This is a genomic window from Burkholderia pyrrocinia (genome assembly GCF_022809715.1).
Lineage (GTDB): Bacteria > Pseudomonadota > Gammaproteobacteria > Burkholderiales > Burkholderiaceae > Burkholderia > Burkholderia pyrrocinia_C.
Genome location: NZ_CP094459.1, coordinates 136,408 through 152,325, shown reverse-complemented (window position 1 = coordinate 152,325; position 15,918 = coordinate 136,408). Strand labels below are relative to the sequence as shown.

Sequence of the window (15,918 nt, the reverse complement as noted above, 5' to 3'; positions counted from 1 at the left end):
TGGGTCTGGTCGATGCGACGTCCTCGTCGCCGGTTTCCTTACTTACAGCGAACGCAGCCGCCGCGCGCCTTCGACCAGCGTCGCGTCGTCCTTCGAAAAACTGAGCCGGATCACGCCGGCGTCGGTGCCGTCGGTATAGAACGCCGACAGCGGAATCGTCGCGACGCGCGCGTCGCGGATCAGGCGCAGCACGAAATCGTTGTCGCTTTCGTCCGAGAAGTGCCGGAAGCGCGCGAGCATGAAGAACGAACCTTCGCTCGGCAGCAGCTCGAAACGCGAATCGGCCAGCTCGCGTGCGAGCAGGTCGCGCTTGGCCTGGTAGAACGCGGACAGGCCGAGATAGCTGTCCGGCCGCGCGAGGATCTCCGCGAACGCGACCTGCATCGGCGTGTCGGCCGCGAACACCATGAACTGGTGCACCTTGCGGATCTCGTCCATCAGCTCGGCGGGCGCCAGGCAATGACCGACCCGCCAGCCGGTCACGTGGAACGACTTGCCGAACGACGACACGATCACGCTGCGCTCGGCCAGCTCGCGGTGGCGCGCCACGCTCTGGTGCAGCGCGCCGTCGAATACGACGTGCTCGTAGACCTCGTCGGACAGGATCACGATGCCGGTGTCGCGCGTGAGCTGCGCGAGCCGCTCGAGATCGTCGGCGGAGAACACGGTCGCGGTCGGGTTGTGCGGCGTGTTCACGATGATCATCCGCGTGCGCGGCGTGATCGCCGCGGCCACCTCGTCCCAGTTCACGCGGAAATGCTCGGGTGACAGCTTGATCGCGACCGGCGTCGCGCCCTGCAGCCGCACGATCGGCGCATAGCTGTCGAACGACGGCTCGAAATAGATCACTTCGTCGCCCGGATGCACGAGCGCGCTGATCGCCGCGTACAGCCCTTCGCTCGCGCTCGCGATCACCGTGATCTCGGTCGCCGGGTCGTAGCGCGCCCCGTACAGCGCCTCGGTCTTCTCGGCGAGCCGCTCGCGCAGCGCCATCACGCCGGCCATCGGCGAGTATTGGTTGTGCCCGTCGAGCATCGCGCGCGCGACGCCTTCGACGAGCACCGGATCGGGCGCGAAATTCGGCGCGCCCTGCGACAGGTTCAACGCATCGTGTTGCGCGGCCAGCTGGCCGATCACCGTGAAGATCGTCGTGCCGACGTCGGGCAGTTTCGAACGGGGCGCGGTGGCGCTTCGCATGACTCCTCCTTCTGATGTCCTTCGGGCTGGCCCGCGCGACACGCGCGGCCCTGCATCTGCCGCATGATTTAGCCCCAGCCAATATCGGCGGACAATCGAAAGTTCGTCATGGCGGCCATGCATTTTTCTCATGGCTCAAGGTATGAAGCACGCAGCGGCAAGGCCAGCCTGCCGGCCTGACATGCGAATCAGGCATTACCCGTAAGGGATGCTACGCGCCCGCCGCCGCCAGATACGCGAGCAGCACGGCCCGCAGCTCGCCACGCAGCGCGGCAAAGTCGAGCGCGGGCCCGAGCGTCAGCAATGCCTGCGAGAGGCCGCCGTAGCAGACGGTATGCGCCATCCGTGCGAGCCCGTCGAGCCGCGCGGCCGGCGGCGGATCGGCCGCGTGCGCGAGCGCGTCGCGCCACAGCGCGACATATGCGTCGTAATGCCGGCGGTATGCGGCGAGCGGCGACACCTGCCGCTCCAGCGCGAAGAACGCGCTCCACAGCGCGGCGTCGGCGCCGATCGCGTCGACCTGCAGGTCGACGAGCGCCACGGCGAGTTCGGCCCGCGGCGCGCCGCGCAGCCGCTGCGCCACATCGCGCAGCCGGTCGGCCATCGCCAGCACATACCGGTGGATGCAGAGCGCCGCGAGGCTCTGCTTGTCGCCGAAATACTCGTAGAAGGTGCCGATGCTGACGCCCGCGACGGCCGCGATCTCGCGAATCGTCGCCTTCGCGTAGCCGCGTTCGAGCAAAAGCTGAACGAACGCCTGCTGCAGCGCGTCGGAGCTCGCCTGTGCGCGCGACTGGCGCGGCCGGCGGCGCAACGCGGGCGCGGGTTGCGCCGCCGGCTGGCCGGGCGGCGCCGGAACCTGAACATGTCGCGGCGGCATATTTGCTACTCTGGAATTCAGCAGGGAATGCGTTTACCGGGAGCCGGAACCAGCGCCGCAGCGCCACCCGTGTTGCATGACGCCGGCCGCCCGCGAAGCATGAGACCGGAGACAACTTCGATGACCGAATCGACTCACGCCATCACGAACCAGTTCGACGAACTGGTCGACTATAACCTCTTCGCGACGGACGTCGCGCTGCGCGACGCGCTCGCCCGCGCCGGCGCCGACTGGGCCATGCCGCAGCTCGATGCGTACGGCGCGCGGCTCGGCAGCGCCGACACCGCGCAACTCGCCGACGAAGCGAACCAGCACCCGCCGGAGTTGAACGCGTTCGACCGGCGCGGCCGGCGCATCGACCGCGTCGATTTCCACCCGGCGTGGCACGCGCTGCTCGGCCAGTATCGCCACGAAGGCTTCGTGTCGCTCGCGTTCCGCGATACGCGCCGCGGCCGCTGGGCCGCGACCGCGGCCGGCTTCTACCTGCACGGCCAGATCGAGGCCGGCACGCTGTGCCCGGCGACGATGACGCAGGCCGCGATTCCCGTGCTGCAGAAGGAGCCCGCGCTGTGGAACCTGCTGCGCGACAAGCTCTACAGCGACGACTACGACCCGCGCGACGTGCCGGTCGCCGACAAGCGCTCGATCTGGTTCGGCATGGGGATGACCGAGAAACAGGGCGGCTCCGACGTGCGCGCGAACACGACGCTCGCCACGCCCGTCGGCGCGGGCGGGCGCGGCGGCGAATACCTGCTGCGCGGCCACAAGTGGTTCTTCTCCGCGCCGATGTGCGATGCGCACCTCGTCGTCGCGCACACCGAAGGCGGCAGCCCGTCGTGCTTCTACGTGCCGCGCTGGCGACCGGACGGCACGAAGAACGCGGTCGAGATCCAGCGGCTGAAGAACAAGGTCGGCAACCGCAGCAACTCGAGCAGCGAGATCGAGCTGAACGACGCGTGGGGGATCATGCTCGGCGACGAAGGCCGCGGCATTCCGACCATCATCGAGATGGCCACCTATACGCGGCTGAATTGCGTGCTCGGCAGCGCGGCGATGCTGCGCCAGGGCGTCGTGCAGGCGATCGCGTACACGCGCCAGCGCCACGCGTTCGGCCGCGCGCTCGCCGAACAGCCGCTGATGCGCACCGTGCTCGCCGATCTCGCGCTCGAAAGCGAGGCCGCGCTCGTACTCGCGATGCGTCTTGCCGACGCGTTCGAGCGCGACGACTCGCCGCGCGAACGCGCGTGGAAGCGCATCGTCACACCGGCTGCGAAATTCTGGGTCTGCAAGCGCGCGGTCGAGCTGACCGGCGAGGTGATGGAAGTGTTCGGCGGCAACGGCTACGTCGACGACGGCCCGATCGCGCGGCTGTTCCGCGAGGCGCCCGTCAACTCGATCTGGGAAGGCTCGGGCAACGTGATGTGCCTCGACGTGCTGCGCGCGGTGTCGCGCGAGCCCGACGCGGCCGCCGCGCTGTTCGCCGAACTCGCCGACCTCGGTGCGGGCGAACCGCGCATCCGCGCGGCGCTCGATGCGCTGCGCGCGATGCTTGCCGCGCCGGCCGACACGCTCGAGGCGTCGGGCCGCGTGTTCGCGCAGCGGCTCGCGATCGTCGCGCAGGCGTGCCTGCTGCGCCGCGATGCGCCGGCGGCCGTCGCCGACGCGTTCGTCGTGACGCGGCTCGCGGCGCCCGACTGGGGCCGCATCGCGGGCGGCTTCGATCCGCATGCGATCGACGTCGCCGCGCTGCTGCAGCGCGCGTATCCGGCCTGACGCCGGTTCGCTCGCCTTCGTTCGCCTTCGTTCGCCCCGCCCGGAGCCCCGATGAACCTCGTCGCCGCCCTCGACCGCGCCGCCCGCGCGACGCCCGACAAGCCGTTCCTCATCAGCGAATCCGCGACGATCACCTATGCGGCCGCGCGCGAGCGCTCGCACCGCGCAGCGGCCGTGCTGAGCGCGCTCGGCATCGCGGCCGGCGACCGCGTCGCAGCGATGTGCTTCAACACGCCGGCCTTCGTCGACCTGATGTTCGGCGTGTGGCGGCTCGGCGCGACGTTCGTGCCGGTCAACCACAAGCTGCAGGCGCCGGAAGTCGACTACGTGCTCGAACACAGCCGCAGCAAGGCGCTGCTGTTCGACGTGGCGCTCGCGCCGGTGATCGAACGCATCGTTCATCCGGCGCGGCGGCTCGTGACCGAAGGCGAGCTCGACGGCGTGCCGTGCTTCGACACGATGTGCGCGACGATGGACGGCGTCGCGGGCATCGAACCGGCCGACGGCGATGTCGCGCAGATCCTCTACACGTCCGGCACGACCGGCCGCCCGAAAGGCTGCGTGCACAGCCACCGCACCGTGACGCTTGCGGCGATGTCGGCGGCGCTCGCGATCGGCATCGGCCGCAACGAGCGCACGCTGATGGCGATGCCGATCTGGCATTCGTCGCCGCTCAACAACTGGTTCGGCGGCACGCTGGTCGCGGGCGGCACCGTCGTGCTGCTGCGCGAATACCATCCGCTACGCTTCCTGCAAACCGTCGAGCGCGAGCGCGTGACGCTGTATTTCGGCGCGCCGGTGTCGTACACGCTGCCGCTCGACACGATCGACGGTTTCGCGGCGTTCGACCTGTCGAGCGTGCGCGCGTGGCTGTACGGCGGCGGCCCGATCGGCGCCGCGCAGGCCGAACGGCTCGCGCGCGCGTATCGCAGCGACGCGTTCTTCCACGTGTACGGGATGACGGAAACGGGGCCGGCCGGCACGACGCTGTATCCGGACGAGCAGATCGCGAAGGCCGGTTCGATCGGCCGCCACGGCGGCCCGGGCGTCGACCTGCGCGTCGTGCGGATGGACGGCATCGATGCGCAGCCGGGCGAGACCGGCGAGATCTGGCTGAAGGCAGACAGCATGATGCTCGGTTATCTCGACGACGCGGCCGCGACGCGCGCCGCGTTCGCACCGGGCGGCTGGTATCGCACCGGCGACGTCGCGCGAATCGATCAGGATGGCTACCTGTTCATCGTCGACCGGCTGAAGGACATGATCGTGACCGGAGGCGAGAACGTCTATTCGAAGGAAGTGGAGGACGTGCTCGGCGCGCATCCGGACATCGCCGAGGCGGCCGTCGTCGGCGTCCCGCATCCGGACTGGGGCGAGACGGTCGTCGCGCACGTCGTGATGCGTGCGGGCGCGGCGCCCGACGCGGACGCGCTGCGCGCGTTCTGCGGCGAGCGGCTCGCCGCGTACAAGATCCCGCGCGAGTTCGCGTTCGCGCAGGCGCTGCCGCGCACGCCGACCGGCAAGCTGCAGAAATTCCTGCTGCGCGTGCGCAAGGAGTAGCGTCCGCTCACGCCGATAAAAAAAGCCACCAGGCCCGACGGCCCGGTGGCTTTTTCGCATGATCGGCCGGGCAGCGACCTTCGCCGCCGCCCGCGATTCACAGGCTGCTTACTTGCCGCCGATGCTCTTCAGCGGCTTCCACTCGCCCTTCTCGACCTTGTACATCGTGATGCCGCCGTTCTTCAGGTCGCCCTTCGCGTCATACGCGACGTGCGTCGACGTGACACCCGCCATGTCGCTCTTCGCGAGCACCGGCAGGTACTTCGCCGGATCGGTCGAATCGGCCTTCTTCATCGCGTTGAGCATCGCCATCGCGCCGTCGTAGGCGTACGGCGAGTAGGTCTGCACTTCTTCGCCGAAGCGCTTCTTGTACTTGTCGGCGTAGGCCTTGCCGCCAGGCATCTCTTCGAGCGGGAGGCCCGCCAGCGAAGCGATCGTGCCTTCCGATGCGTTGCCCGCGATCTTCAGGAACGTCGGCGTCTTCACCATTTCGCCGCTCATCAGCGGTGCCGCGATGCCGAGCGCCTTCATCTGCTTGACCATCGGCGCTGCCTGCGAATCCGCGCCGCCGTAGTAGACGAGGTCCGGCTTCGCCGCCTTCAGCTTGGTCAGGATCGCCTTGAAGTCGACTGCCTTGTCGTTCGTGAATTCGCGGTCGACGATCGTCGCGCCGCCGGCCTTCGCGGCCTTCTCGAACTGGTCGGCGAGACCCTGGCCGTAGGCCGTGCGGTCGTCGACGATCGCGATCTTCTTCATGCCGAGATCCTTCGACGCGAACGTGCCGGCCACCGAGCCCTGCTGCGTGTCGGACGTCATCATGCGGAAGGTCGTCTTGTAGCCTTGCTGCGTGTATTCCGGCGCGGTCGCCATCGCGATTTCCGGAATGCCCGCATTCGCGTAGATGCGCGAAGCCGGGATCGTCGTGCCCGAGTTGAAGTGGCCGAGCATGCCCTTGATGCCGTCGTCGACGAGCTTCTGCGCGACCGTCGTGCCCGTGCGCGGGTCAGCCTGGTCGTCCTGCGTGCTGAGCACGAACTTCACCGGCTTGCCGCCGATCTTCGGGTTCGTCGCGTTGAAGTCTTCCAGCGCGAGCACGATCCCGTTCTGCATATCCTTGCCGTAGTGCGCCTGCGCGCCCGTCATCGGCCCTGCGTAACCGATCTTCACGTCATCCGCATGGGCCGTCCCCGCCAGCGACATGACCGCGACGAACGTCGCGCCTGCCACCTTTTTCATCGTGTGTTGCATAGCATCTCCTTGGTACCAGGGTAAATGAAGCGGCTTCGGGATCGCCTTGCCGCTTCTTTGTTTGATCCGAACGGCAAGGATGATCAGCCGATCGTCATCAAATTCGCATTGCCGCCCGCCGCGGCCGTATTCACGCTGACCGAGCGCTCGGTCAGCAGCCGCTCCAGCGCGTAGTCTTCCGCGTCGCCGTTCTCGAACGCGCCCACCGACACGCCCTGCACCGACACGATCGGGCCCGGCCGCTGCGCGACGTCCTTCACGAGCGTCTGCAGTTCGTCGCTGTCGCCTTCGAACAGCACCGCGTCGAACGCCGCGTCGGCCTGCTTGCGCACGGCCGCGTGCGGCTTCAGCGACGCCGGCAGCGCGGCGACGAGCGCCTCGCCGGCCGCGCCGGCGAACAACGCGCGGTTGCCGGTCGCGAGCACCGCCGCGAACTGCGCGCGCGCGCCGCCCGGCGTCGCCGCGACACACAGCACCGTGCCGCGCGGGCCGAGTGTATACGTGTTTCGTTCGCCCGTCGGGCCGGTCAGCACCGCGGTCGCGCCGGCCGGCACCTGCGCGAGATAACCGTCGCAACGCGCGGCCAGCGCCGGTTCGCGCTGCTCGATCAGCCAGTCGCGCAGCGTCGTGAGCGCCGCCGCCGGGTTGCCGCGCGCATCGCCTTCGACCGCGCCGTCCGCAATCAGCGTCTGCGCGAGCGAGCGCGGCAGGCCCGACGGACGCGTCGCGAGCAGGCGCTGCAGGTACAGCGCGCCGCCGGCCTTCGGGCCCGTGCCCGACAGCCCTTCGCCGCCGAACGGCTGCACGCCGACCACCGCGCCGATCACGTTGCGGTTCACGTAGATGTTGCCGACGTGTGCGTTCGAGATCACGTGCGCGATCGTCTCGTCGATCCGCGTGTGGATGCCGAGCGTCAGGCCGTAACCCGTCGCGCGGATCTGCTCGAGCAGCTTGTCGAGCTGGTTGCGGCGGTAGCGCACGACGTGCAGCACGGGGCCGAACACTTCACGCTTGAGCTCGTCGATGCTGCCGATCTCGATCAGCGTCGGCGGCACGAACGTGCCGTGCGCGCACGCATCGGGCGTCGGCAGCTGCGTGACCGCGTGGCCCTTGTCCTTCATCGCCGCGACGTGCGTATCGATCGTCTGCTTCGCTTCGCCGTCGATCACCGGGCCGACGTCCGTCGACAGACGGTCGGGGTTGCCGAGCGCGAGCTCGTGCATCGCGCCCTTGAGCATCGTCAGCGTGCGGTCCGCGACATCGTCCTGCAGACACAGAACGCGCAGCGCCGAACACCGTTGACCGGCCGAGTCGAACGACGACTGCATCACGTCCGCGACGACCTGCTCCGCGAGTGCCGACGAATCGACGATCATCGCGTTCTGGCCGCCCGTTTCCGCGATCAGCGGAATCGGCTTGCCGTCCGGATCGAGGCGCGCGGCGAGCGTCTTGTTGATCAGGCGCGCGACTTCGGTCGAACCCGTGAACATCACCGCACGCGTGCGCGGATCGGCGACCAGCGCCGCGCCGACGGTCTCGCCGTCGCCCGGCAGCAGTTGCACCGCGCCGGCCGGCACGCCGGCCTCGCGCAGCAGGCGCACGGCTTGCGCGGCGATCAGCGGCGTCTGTTCGGCCGGCTTCGCGAGCACCGTGTTGCCGGCTGCGAGCGCCGCCGCCACCTGGCCCATGAAGATCGCGAGCGGGAAGTTCCACGGGCTGATGCAGACCACGGGGCCGAGCGGGCGGTGCGTGTCGTTCGAGAATTCGTCGCGGATCTGCGCGGCGTAGTAGCGCAGGAAGTCGACCGCTTCGCGGATCTCGGCGATCGCGTTCGGCAGCGACTTGCCGGCTTCGCGCACGATCAGGCCCATCAGCGTATGCATCTGCGCTTCGAGCAGGTCGGCGGCACGCACCAGGCAATCGGCACGCGCGTCGACCGGCGTCGCCTGCCAGATCGGCGCGGCGGCCACCGCGTGCGCGAGCGCCGCGCTCACGTGTTCGGCCGTCGCTTCGCTGACCGTGCCGACCGTATCGCGCTGGTCGGCCGGGTTGCGCACGTCGCGGGCCGGCGCGTCGGCGAGCGCGTCGTCGGCGAGCATCGGCGCCGCGCGCCACGGGAAATGCGCGCTCGCGAGCAGCGCGGACGACAGCGACGCGAGACGGTGTTCGTTCGACAGGTCGAGGCCCATCGAGTTGGGACGCTCGTCGCCGTACAGGTTGCGCGGCAGCGGAATCTTCGCGTGCGGCGCGCCGAGCGGCACGACCTTCATCGCTTCATCGACCGGATCGGCGACCAGCTCCTTCACCGACACGGTTTTATCCGCGATGCGGTTCACGAACGACGTGTTCGCGCCGTTCTCGAGCAGGCGGCGCACCAGGTACGCGAGCAGCGTCTCGTGCGTGCCGACCGGCGCGTACACGCGGCACGGGCGGTTCAGCTTGTCGCGGCCCGTGACTTCCTCGTACAGCGGTTCGCCCATCCCGTGCAGGCACTGGAATTCGTACTGGCCCGGGTAGTAGTTCTGGCCCGCGAGCTGGTAGATCGCGGCCAGCGTGTATGCGTTGTGCGTCGCGAACTGCGGGTAGACGGCGTCGGGCGCCGCGAGCAGCTTCTTCGCGCACGCGAGGTACGACACGTCGGTGTAGATCTTGCGCGTATAGACCGGATAGCCTTCGAGGCCGTCGACCTGCGCACGCTTGATCTCGCTATCCCAGTACGCGCCCTTCACGAGGCGGATCATCAGGCGGTGACGGCTGCGGCGCGCGAGATCGATCAGGTAGTCGATCACGAACGGGCAGCGCTTCTGGTAGCCCTGCACGACGAAGCCGATGCCGTTCCAGCCCGCGAGATCCGGATCGAAGCACAGCGCCTCGAGCAGGTCGAGCGACAGTTCGAGGCGGTCGGCTTCTTCCGCGTCGATGTTCAGGCCGATGTCGTAGCGGCGCGCGAGCAGCGCGAGCGCGCGCACGCGCGGCAGCAGCTCGCTCATCGTGCGGTCCTGCTGCGAGCGCGAGTAGCGCGCGTGCAGCGCCGACAGCTTGATCGAGATGCCCGGGCCTTCGTAGATGCCGCGGCCGCCGGCCGCCTTGCCGATCGCGTGGATCGCCTGCTCGTACGATGCGTAGTAGCGCTGTGCGTCCTCTTCGGTCGTCGCCGCTTCGCCGAGCATGTCGTACGAGTAGCGGAAGCCGCGCGCTTCGTACTTGCGGCTGTTGGCCAGCGCTTCGGAGATCGTTTCGCCGGTGACGAACTGCTCGCCCATCAGGCGCATCGCCATGTCGACGCCCTTGCGGATCAGCGGCTCGCCGCCGCGGCCGATCAGGCGCGTGAGCGCCGACGACAGGCCCGCTTCGCTGTTGGTCGTCACGAGCTTGCCGGTGATCATCAGCCCCCAGGTCGCCGCGTTGACGAACAGCGACGGCGCATGGCCGACGTGCGAGCGCCAGTCGCCCTTGCTGATCTTGTCGCGGATCAGCGCATCGCGCGTCGCGCGATCGGGAATGCGCAGCAGCGCTTCGGCGAGGCACATCAGCGCGACGCCCTCCTGGCTCGACAGCGAGAATTCGTGGATCAGCCCTTCGACGCCGCCGCCCGAACTCTTCTCGCGCAGCGCCTCGACGAGCTTCGTCGCCAGCGCCTGCGCGTCCGCCTGCAGGTTCGCGGGCAGGCGCGCCTGGCCGAGCAGGAACGGCACGCATTCCGGCTCGGGGCGGCGGTACGCGGCCGTGATCGCCGCGCGCAGCACCGACTGCGGCTGCACGTTCTGCGCGAACTCGAGGAACGGATGCGGCGAGTTGTCGTCGTCGCCGTCCGCAGTCTGACCGTCGGCGAGCTCCGTGACACCGCTGTGGCCCGACAGCTCGGGCGGCAGCTGGCCGTGCTCGATCCGCTCGAGATACGCGAAGATCGCCTGCTTGATCAGCCAGTGGGGAGTGCGCTCCAGACGCGCGGCGGCGTCCTTGAGGCGCGAGCGGAGAATGTCGTCGACTTTGACGCCGAGAGTCGTGCTTGCCATGGTGGGTTCGTGCGCCGGTGCGAGCCCGGCAATGTGGTGTGAGAGGATGCGCGAAATCCTACGGCACGCAATAAAAAGGTGCAACCAAATTGAGAGATGGGTTGCACCCTTGAGTTAGTCAATATAATCAGCCACTTAGAAGGTTGCAACCTAGGAGTTGCCCGCGGTCCGGGGATCGGTGTTTTCCCTGATCGAGCCGATTCGACATGCGCGTGCAACCTCCGGCGCGCACGGCGGCGGACGAAAACGGGTTGCACTGGGTGTGGCGACGAGTGTGCCGCCTGGTATGAGCGCGCGACGAGAGACGGTTCGGAGGGGGCCCGGCGGCCCGGGCTTCAACGCGGCGGCGCACCGCGCGACGGCTGCGCGGGCGCCGCTCAGATATCCAGCGGATCGACTTCGACGCTCCACCGCAGCACGCCCTTCAGCGCACGCAGCTCCGGCTGCCATGCGCGCAGCGCATGCTGCAGCGCCGCCCGCGACGCACTTTCGAGCAGCAACTGCGCGCGGTGGACGTTCGCGACCTTGACGATCGTCATCGGCACCGCGTCGTACACGGTCACGCGATCGGCGCCCGGCAGCCCCGGCAACGCGGCCGCGGCCTGCAGCAGGAACGCGAGCGCCGCGTCGAGCGTGCGCCCTTCGGCGCGCAACAGCGCCTGGTAGACGAACGGCGGCAGGTGCGCGTCGCGGCGCTCGCCGAGCGTCGAATTCGCGAAGCCGACGTAATCCTGCCGCCCGAGCGCGTGGTACAGCGCGTGACGCGGGTAGCGCGTCTGCACCATCACCTCGCCCGGCAGCCCGGCGCGGCCCGCGCGGCCGCTCACCTGCATCAGCTGCGCGAACAGCCGTTCGCTCGCACGGAAGTCGTGCGAGAACAGCGCGGTGTCGGCGTTGAGCACGCCGACGAGCGACACGCGCTGGAAGTCGTGCCCCTTCGCGATCATCTGCGTGCCGACGAGGATGTCGACCTCGCCCGCGTGCACGTCGGAAAAGAGCGCCTGCGCGCTGCCCTTGCGGCGCGTGCTGTCCGCGTCGATCCGCAGCACGCGCGCGCCCGGCACGGCCTCGGCGAGCGCCTCCTCGATGCGCTGCGTGCCGCGCCCGAGCGGCGCGATGTCGACGTTGCCGCACTCGGGGCACGACCGCGGAATGCGCGCCTCCCAGCCGCAGTGATGGCAGCGCAGCGCATGCTCGGGCTTGTGCAGCACGACGTACGCGCTGCAGCGCGGGCAGCCCGCGACCCAGCCGCATGCGTCGCACGCGAGTTGCGGCGCGTAGCCGCGCCGGTTCAGGAACACGAGGCTTTGCTCGCCACGCTCGAGCCGCGCCTTCAGCGCGCCGACGAGCGGCCCCGACAGCCCGCCCATCGACGCGCGCCCGCGCCGCCGCTCCTCCTCGAGATCGATCAGCCGCACGGTCGGCAGCGTCGCGTCGGCCACCGCGCGGCGCGACAGCGTGAGCCGCGTGTAGCGGCCCTGCTCGGCCTGCCACCAGGTTTCGAGCGACGGCGTCGCCGAGCCCAGCACGACCGTGATGCCGAGCTGCTTCGCGCGCCACACGGCGAGATCGCGCGCCGAGTAGCGCAGCCCTTCCTGCTGCTTGTACGCGGGCTCGTGCTCCTCGTCGACGACGATCAACGCGAGCGTCGGCATCGATGCGAGCACCGCGAGGCGCGTGCCGAGCACGATCCGCGCGCGGCCCGTGTGCGCGGCAAGCCAGTTGCGCGCGCGCTCGCCCTCGGCAAGCCCGCTGTGCAGCGTGACGATCGCGTCGTCGGCGAGCGCACCCGCGAAGCGCGCGCGAAACGCGGCCTCGAACTGCGGCGTCAGGTTGATTTCAGGGACGAGCACGAGCGCCTGCGCGTCCGGTCGCGCGTCGAGCAGCGACGCAAGCGCATGCAGATAGACCTCGGTCTTGCCGCTGCCCGTCACGCCGTGCAGCAGGAACGGCGCGAAACCCTGCGCAGCGCGGATCGCGTCGAGCGCCTCGGCCTGCTGGTCGGTGAGCGCCGGCGGCACGGCTCGTCCACCGGTTGTCAACAGGTTATCCACAGCTTTGGGTACAGGCGCGTCGTTCCAGCCGATCTCCTCGACGTCGACCCAGCCGCGCGCCGCCCAGTCGTCGAGCGTCGCAGCCGCCTTCGGATGCAGCGCGCGCGCGTCGGGCAGCCCCAGCGAGCCGGTGTCGACGAGCGCCTGCGCGAGCCGTCGCAGCGCGGCCCCGCGTGCGGGCAACGCATCGGGCAGTGCCGCACGACCGGCTTCCGTCGGCCGGTAGCGCACCTCGGGCGCCAGCAGCCGCCCCCAGCGTCCGGCGTCGCGCAGCGCCTGCGGCAGCGCCGGCAGCGCGACCTCGCCGCGCCCGCGCTGATAGTAGTCGGCCGCGAACGACACGAGCGCGAGCCAGTCCGCCGACAGCGGCGGCAAGTCGGTGCAGATCGCATCGATCGCGCGCAGCCGGGACGGCGGCACGTCGGTGTGAGTCGTCACTTCGCAGACGAGCCCGACGGCCTGCCGCTTGCCGAACGGCACCTGCACGAGCGTGCCGGGCACGGGTGCCGGTTGCGCATCGCAGCGGTAGTCGAACAGGGTCGCGAGCGGATGGTCGAGCGCGACGCGCAGGTAGGTGCCGTTCATCACGGCGCCCCGGCGGCGGTACGTGCCGCATGGACGGCTTGCACTCGCACCCGCATCGCGGCAGCGAACTTAAAGTAAAACTTCAGATTCGGCGCTAAGTTTTGGATTCGCATTAGGAATCGCCGTATACCCTGCCCAGCCTGTGGATAACTTTGTTGAGAACTCGCCGCTCAATGGCCGCAACGCGCGCCGGGCCGTGTTTTCCGCGGTTTTCCGCCGTTTGCGGCGGTGCCCCGCGGAGCCTTATTCCATAAGGCTGCTATTCAAATTACCAAACCATAGCGAGACAATTTGACCGACACAGGGCTCTACCGCGCTGCAACGTGGAAAATGTGTATAAGTCAAGTCTTGACAAGCAACGAATCGGCAACCGGTACGGGGTTGCGCCCTGTTTAGCGCCGGCAGCGAAACGCTGTCACCCCGCAGTGCAGCATGACAGCGCTTGCGTTCAGCCGGCGGCTCCGCTACGGATCGCGCGGCTGTGGTTATGTACCTCGTCGACGAGTTCGGCGACGTGATCGGGCGACGTGAATTGCGAGATGCCGTGCCCGAGGTTGAATACGTGGCCCGGGTGGTTGCCGTAGCTGTCGAGCACCGCGCGCGCCTGTTCGCGCACCGCGGCCGGCGGCGCAAACAGGATCGTCGGGTCGAGGTTGCCCTGCAGCGCGACCCGCCCCGCGACGCGCTCGCGCGCGGCGCCGAGGTTGACCGTCCAGTCGAGCCCGACCGCGTCGACGCCGGTCGCCGCGATCTCCTCGAGCCACAGCCCGCCGCCCTTCGTGAACGTGATCACCGGCACGCGCTCGCCGTCGTGCTCGCGCTTGAGCTGCGCGACCACGCGGCGGATGTAGTCCAGCGAAAAGCGCTGGTATGCGCCGTCCGCGAGTGCGCCGCCCCACGTATCGAAAATCATCACGGCCTGCGCGCCCGCTTCGATCTGCGCGTTCAGGTATGCGGCCACCGCCTGCGCGTTCACGTCGAGGATCCGGTGCATCAGGTCGGGGCGCGAATACGCCATCGATTTCACCGTGCGGAAATCGTCCGAGCCGCCGCCTTCGACCATGTAGCACGCGAGCGTCCAGGGGCTGCCCGAGAAGCCGATCAGCGGCACGCGCTGGCGACCCTGGCCGTCGGTCAGCGCGCGGCGGATCTCGCGCACGGCGCCGGTCACGTAGCCGAGCGTGGCTTCGATGTCCGGCACCGCGAGCTTCGCGACGTCGGCCTCGGTGCGCACCGGATGCGCAAACTTCGGCCCTTCGCCGACCTGGAAGTCGAGGCCGAGCCCCATTGCGTCCGGAATCGTCAGGATGTCCGAGAACAGGATCGCGGCGTCGAGCGGGAAACGCTCGAGCGGCTGCAGCGTCACCTCGGTCGCGTAGTCGGGATTCTTCGCGAGGCCGAGGAAGCTGCCGGCGCGCGCGCGCGTCGCGTTGTATTCGGGCAGGTAGCGGCCGGCCTGGCGCATCAGCCAGATCGGCGTGTAGTCGGTCGGCTCGCGCAGAAGCGCACGCAGGAAGGTGTCGTTGAGCAGGTTATGGGCCACGGTAGGAGCGACGATGCGAAGGCAAAGCGGCATTTTACCGGACAGCCGGCGTCAGGCTGCGCATGCCGATGCGATGGCGGCCATATGACGCGCGCGATGGCTCCGTTATGATCGGACGCTCATATCGAACCGAACGAAGGAGGAGACCGATGAAGACATTCGCCACGCTCGCCGCGGCCGCATTGCTTTGCTGCGCCGCCGCGCACGCGCAGACCGGCGCGGGCAGCGCCCCTGCCGCCCCGGGCGCCGGCTCGCGGCTCGACGACGTGCTCGCGCGCGGCACGCTGCGCGTCTGCACGACGGGCGACTACAAGCCGTATTCGTACTACCGCGCGGACGGCCGCTTCGAGGGCATCGACATCGACATGGCCGAATCGCTCGCGAAGTCGCTCGGCGTGAAGGCCGACTACGTGAAGACGAGCTGGTCGAACCTGACCGGCGATTTCGTCGCGAAATGCGACGTCGCGGTGGGCGGCATATCGACGACGCTCGAGCGCCAGAAGCGCGTGTTCTTCACGCAGCCGTACGTCGTCGACGGCAAGACGCCGATCGTGCGCTGCGCGGACGCCGACAAATACCAGACCGTCGCGCAGATCGACCGGCCCGAAACACGCGTGATCGTGAACCCGGGCGGCACCAACGAACGTTTCGCGAAGCAGTACTTCACGCACGCGAACCTGACCGTCTATCCGGACAACGTGACGATCTTCAAGCAGATCCTCGCGGGCAAGGCGGACGTGATGGTGACGGATGCGTCCGAGACGCAGCTGCAGCAAAAACTGAATCCGGGGCTGTGCTCGGTCCATCCGGACAAGCCGTTCCAGTTCGGCGAGAAGGCGTACATGGTGCCGCGCGGCGATGTCGCGTTCCAGCAGTACGTCGACCAGTGGTTGCATCTCGCACTGTCGACCGGCGAATACCAGGCGATTTCGGACAAGTGGCTGAAGTAAGCGCGCATGTTTTGCGGCGGCCGATGACGGGCACCGACCCCGTGGCCGCTGCCCGCTGAAATCGCTGCGCGGCGGCGGCCGGCCTGCTGCAGTTACACATCGCCACCTTGCC

General features: G+C 69.0%; 9 protein-coding genes. 3 read left to right on the top strand and 6 right to left on the bottom strand.

Going from position 1 to position 15,918, the window contains the following annotated elements:
• Window positions 1-42: 42 nt before the first annotated feature.
• Window positions 43-1,197, bottom strand: coding sequence for a pyridoxal phosphate-dependent aminotransferase (locus tag MRS60_RS00655; protein ID WP_243565072.1), 1,155 nt, complete (start codon window positions 1,195-1,197; stop codon window positions 43-45).
• Window positions 1,198-1,408: 211 nt separating this feature from the next.
• Window positions 1,409-2,077: a TetR/AcrR family transcriptional regulator gene (locus tag MRS60_RS00650; protein ID WP_105390384.1), complete on the bottom strand. Its 669-nt coding sequence runs from the start codon at window positions 2,075-2,077 to the stop codon at window positions 1,409-1,411.
• A 120-nt stretch (window positions 2,078-2,197) separates the two neighbouring features.
• On the opposite strand from MRS60_RS00650, the gene MRS60_RS00645 reads away from it, so the two are divergent.
• The gene (locus MRS60_RS00645; protein WP_243565071.1) at window positions 2,198-3,850 is read left to right on the top strand and encodes an acyl-CoA dehydrogenase family protein; all 1,653 of its coding nucleotides are present in this window, start codon (window positions 2,198-2,200) and stop codon (window positions 3,848-3,850) included.
• Between the two features lie 51 nt (window positions 3,851-3,901).
• Entirely contained in the window at window positions 3,902-5,410 is a 1,509-nt protein-coding gene (locus MRS60_RS00640) for a class I adenylate-forming enzyme family protein (RefSeq protein ID WP_243565070.1), read from the top strand.
• A gap of 108 nt (window positions 5,411-5,518) precedes the next feature.
• On the opposite strand, the gene MRS60_RS00635 is transcribed toward MRS60_RS00640, so the two are convergent.
• The 4 genes from MRS60_RS00635 to hemE form a co-directional block, all read right to left on the bottom strand.
• Window positions 5,519-6,658: a branched-chain amino acid ABC transporter substrate-binding protein gene (locus MRS60_RS00635; protein WP_105390381.1), complete on the bottom strand. Its 1,140-nt coding sequence runs from the start codon at window positions 6,656-6,658 to the stop codon at window positions 5,519-5,521.
• Window positions 6,659-6,741: 83 nt separating this feature from the next.
• Window positions 6,742-10,674, bottom strand: coding sequence for a trifunctional transcriptional regulator/proline dehydrogenase/L-glutamate gamma-semialdehyde dehydrogenase (putA, locus tag MRS60_RS00630; protein ID WP_243565069.1), 3,933 nt, complete (start codon window positions 10,672-10,674; stop codon window positions 6,742-6,744).
• A gap of 377 nt (window positions 10,675-11,051) precedes the next feature.
• Window positions 11,052-13,313: a primosomal protein N' gene (locus MRS60_RS00625; RefSeq protein WP_243565068.1), complete on the bottom strand. Its 2,262-nt coding sequence runs from the start codon at window positions 13,311-13,313 to the stop codon at window positions 11,052-11,054.
• 448 nt (window positions 13,314-13,761) lie between these two features.
• On the bottom strand, window positions 13,762-14,856 hold the full coding sequence (gene hemE / locus MRS60_RS00620) for a uroporphyrinogen decarboxylase (RefSeq protein WP_231944009.1): 1,095 nt from the start codon (window positions 14,854-14,856) through the stop codon (window positions 13,762-13,764).
• Between the two features lie 149 nt (window positions 14,857-15,005).
• Between hemE and MRS60_RS00615 the strand changes: the two genes are divergently transcribed.
• Window positions 15,006-15,806: a transporter substrate-binding domain-containing protein gene (locus MRS60_RS00615; protein ID WP_034183840.1), complete on the top strand. Its 801-nt coding sequence runs from the start codon at window positions 15,006-15,008 to the stop codon at window positions 15,804-15,806.
• Window positions 15,807-15,918 lie beyond the last annotated feature (112 nt).

What these genes read in the sequence shown, in the direction of transcription:
- MRS60_RS00655 (WP_243565072.1), bottom strand. Translation starts at nt 1,197, where the DNA reads ATGCGAAGCGCCACCGCGCCCCGTTCGAAACTGCCCGACGTCGGCACG.
- MRS60_RS00650 (WP_105390384.1), bottom strand. Translation starts at nt 2,077, where the DNA reads ATGCCGCCGCGACATGTTCAGGTTCCGGCGCCGCCCGGCCAGCCGGCG.
- MRS60_RS00645 (WP_243565071.1), top strand. Translation starts at nt 2,198, where the DNA reads ATGACCGAATCGACTCACGCCATCACGAACCAGTTCGACGAACTGGTC.
- MRS60_RS00640 (WP_243565070.1), top strand. Translation starts at nt 3,902, where the DNA reads ATGAACCTCGTCGCCGCCCTCGACCGCGCCGCCCGCGCGACGCCCGAC.
- MRS60_RS00635 (WP_105390381.1), bottom strand. Translation starts at nt 6,658, where the DNA reads ATGCAACACACGATGAAAAAGGTGGCAGGCGCGACGTTCGTCGCGGTC.
- putA (WP_243565069.1), bottom strand. Translation starts at nt 10,674, where the DNA reads ATGGCAAGCACGACTCTCGGCGTCAAAGTCGACGACATTCTCCGCTCG.
- MRS60_RS00625 (WP_243565068.1), bottom strand. Translation starts at nt 13,313, where the DNA reads ATGAACGGCACCTACCTGCGCGTCGCGCTCGACCATCCGCTCGCGACC.
- MRS60_RS00615 (WP_034183840.1), top strand. Translation starts at nt 15,006, where the DNA reads ATGAAGACATTCGCCACGCTCGCCGCGGCCGCATTGCTTTGCTGCGCC.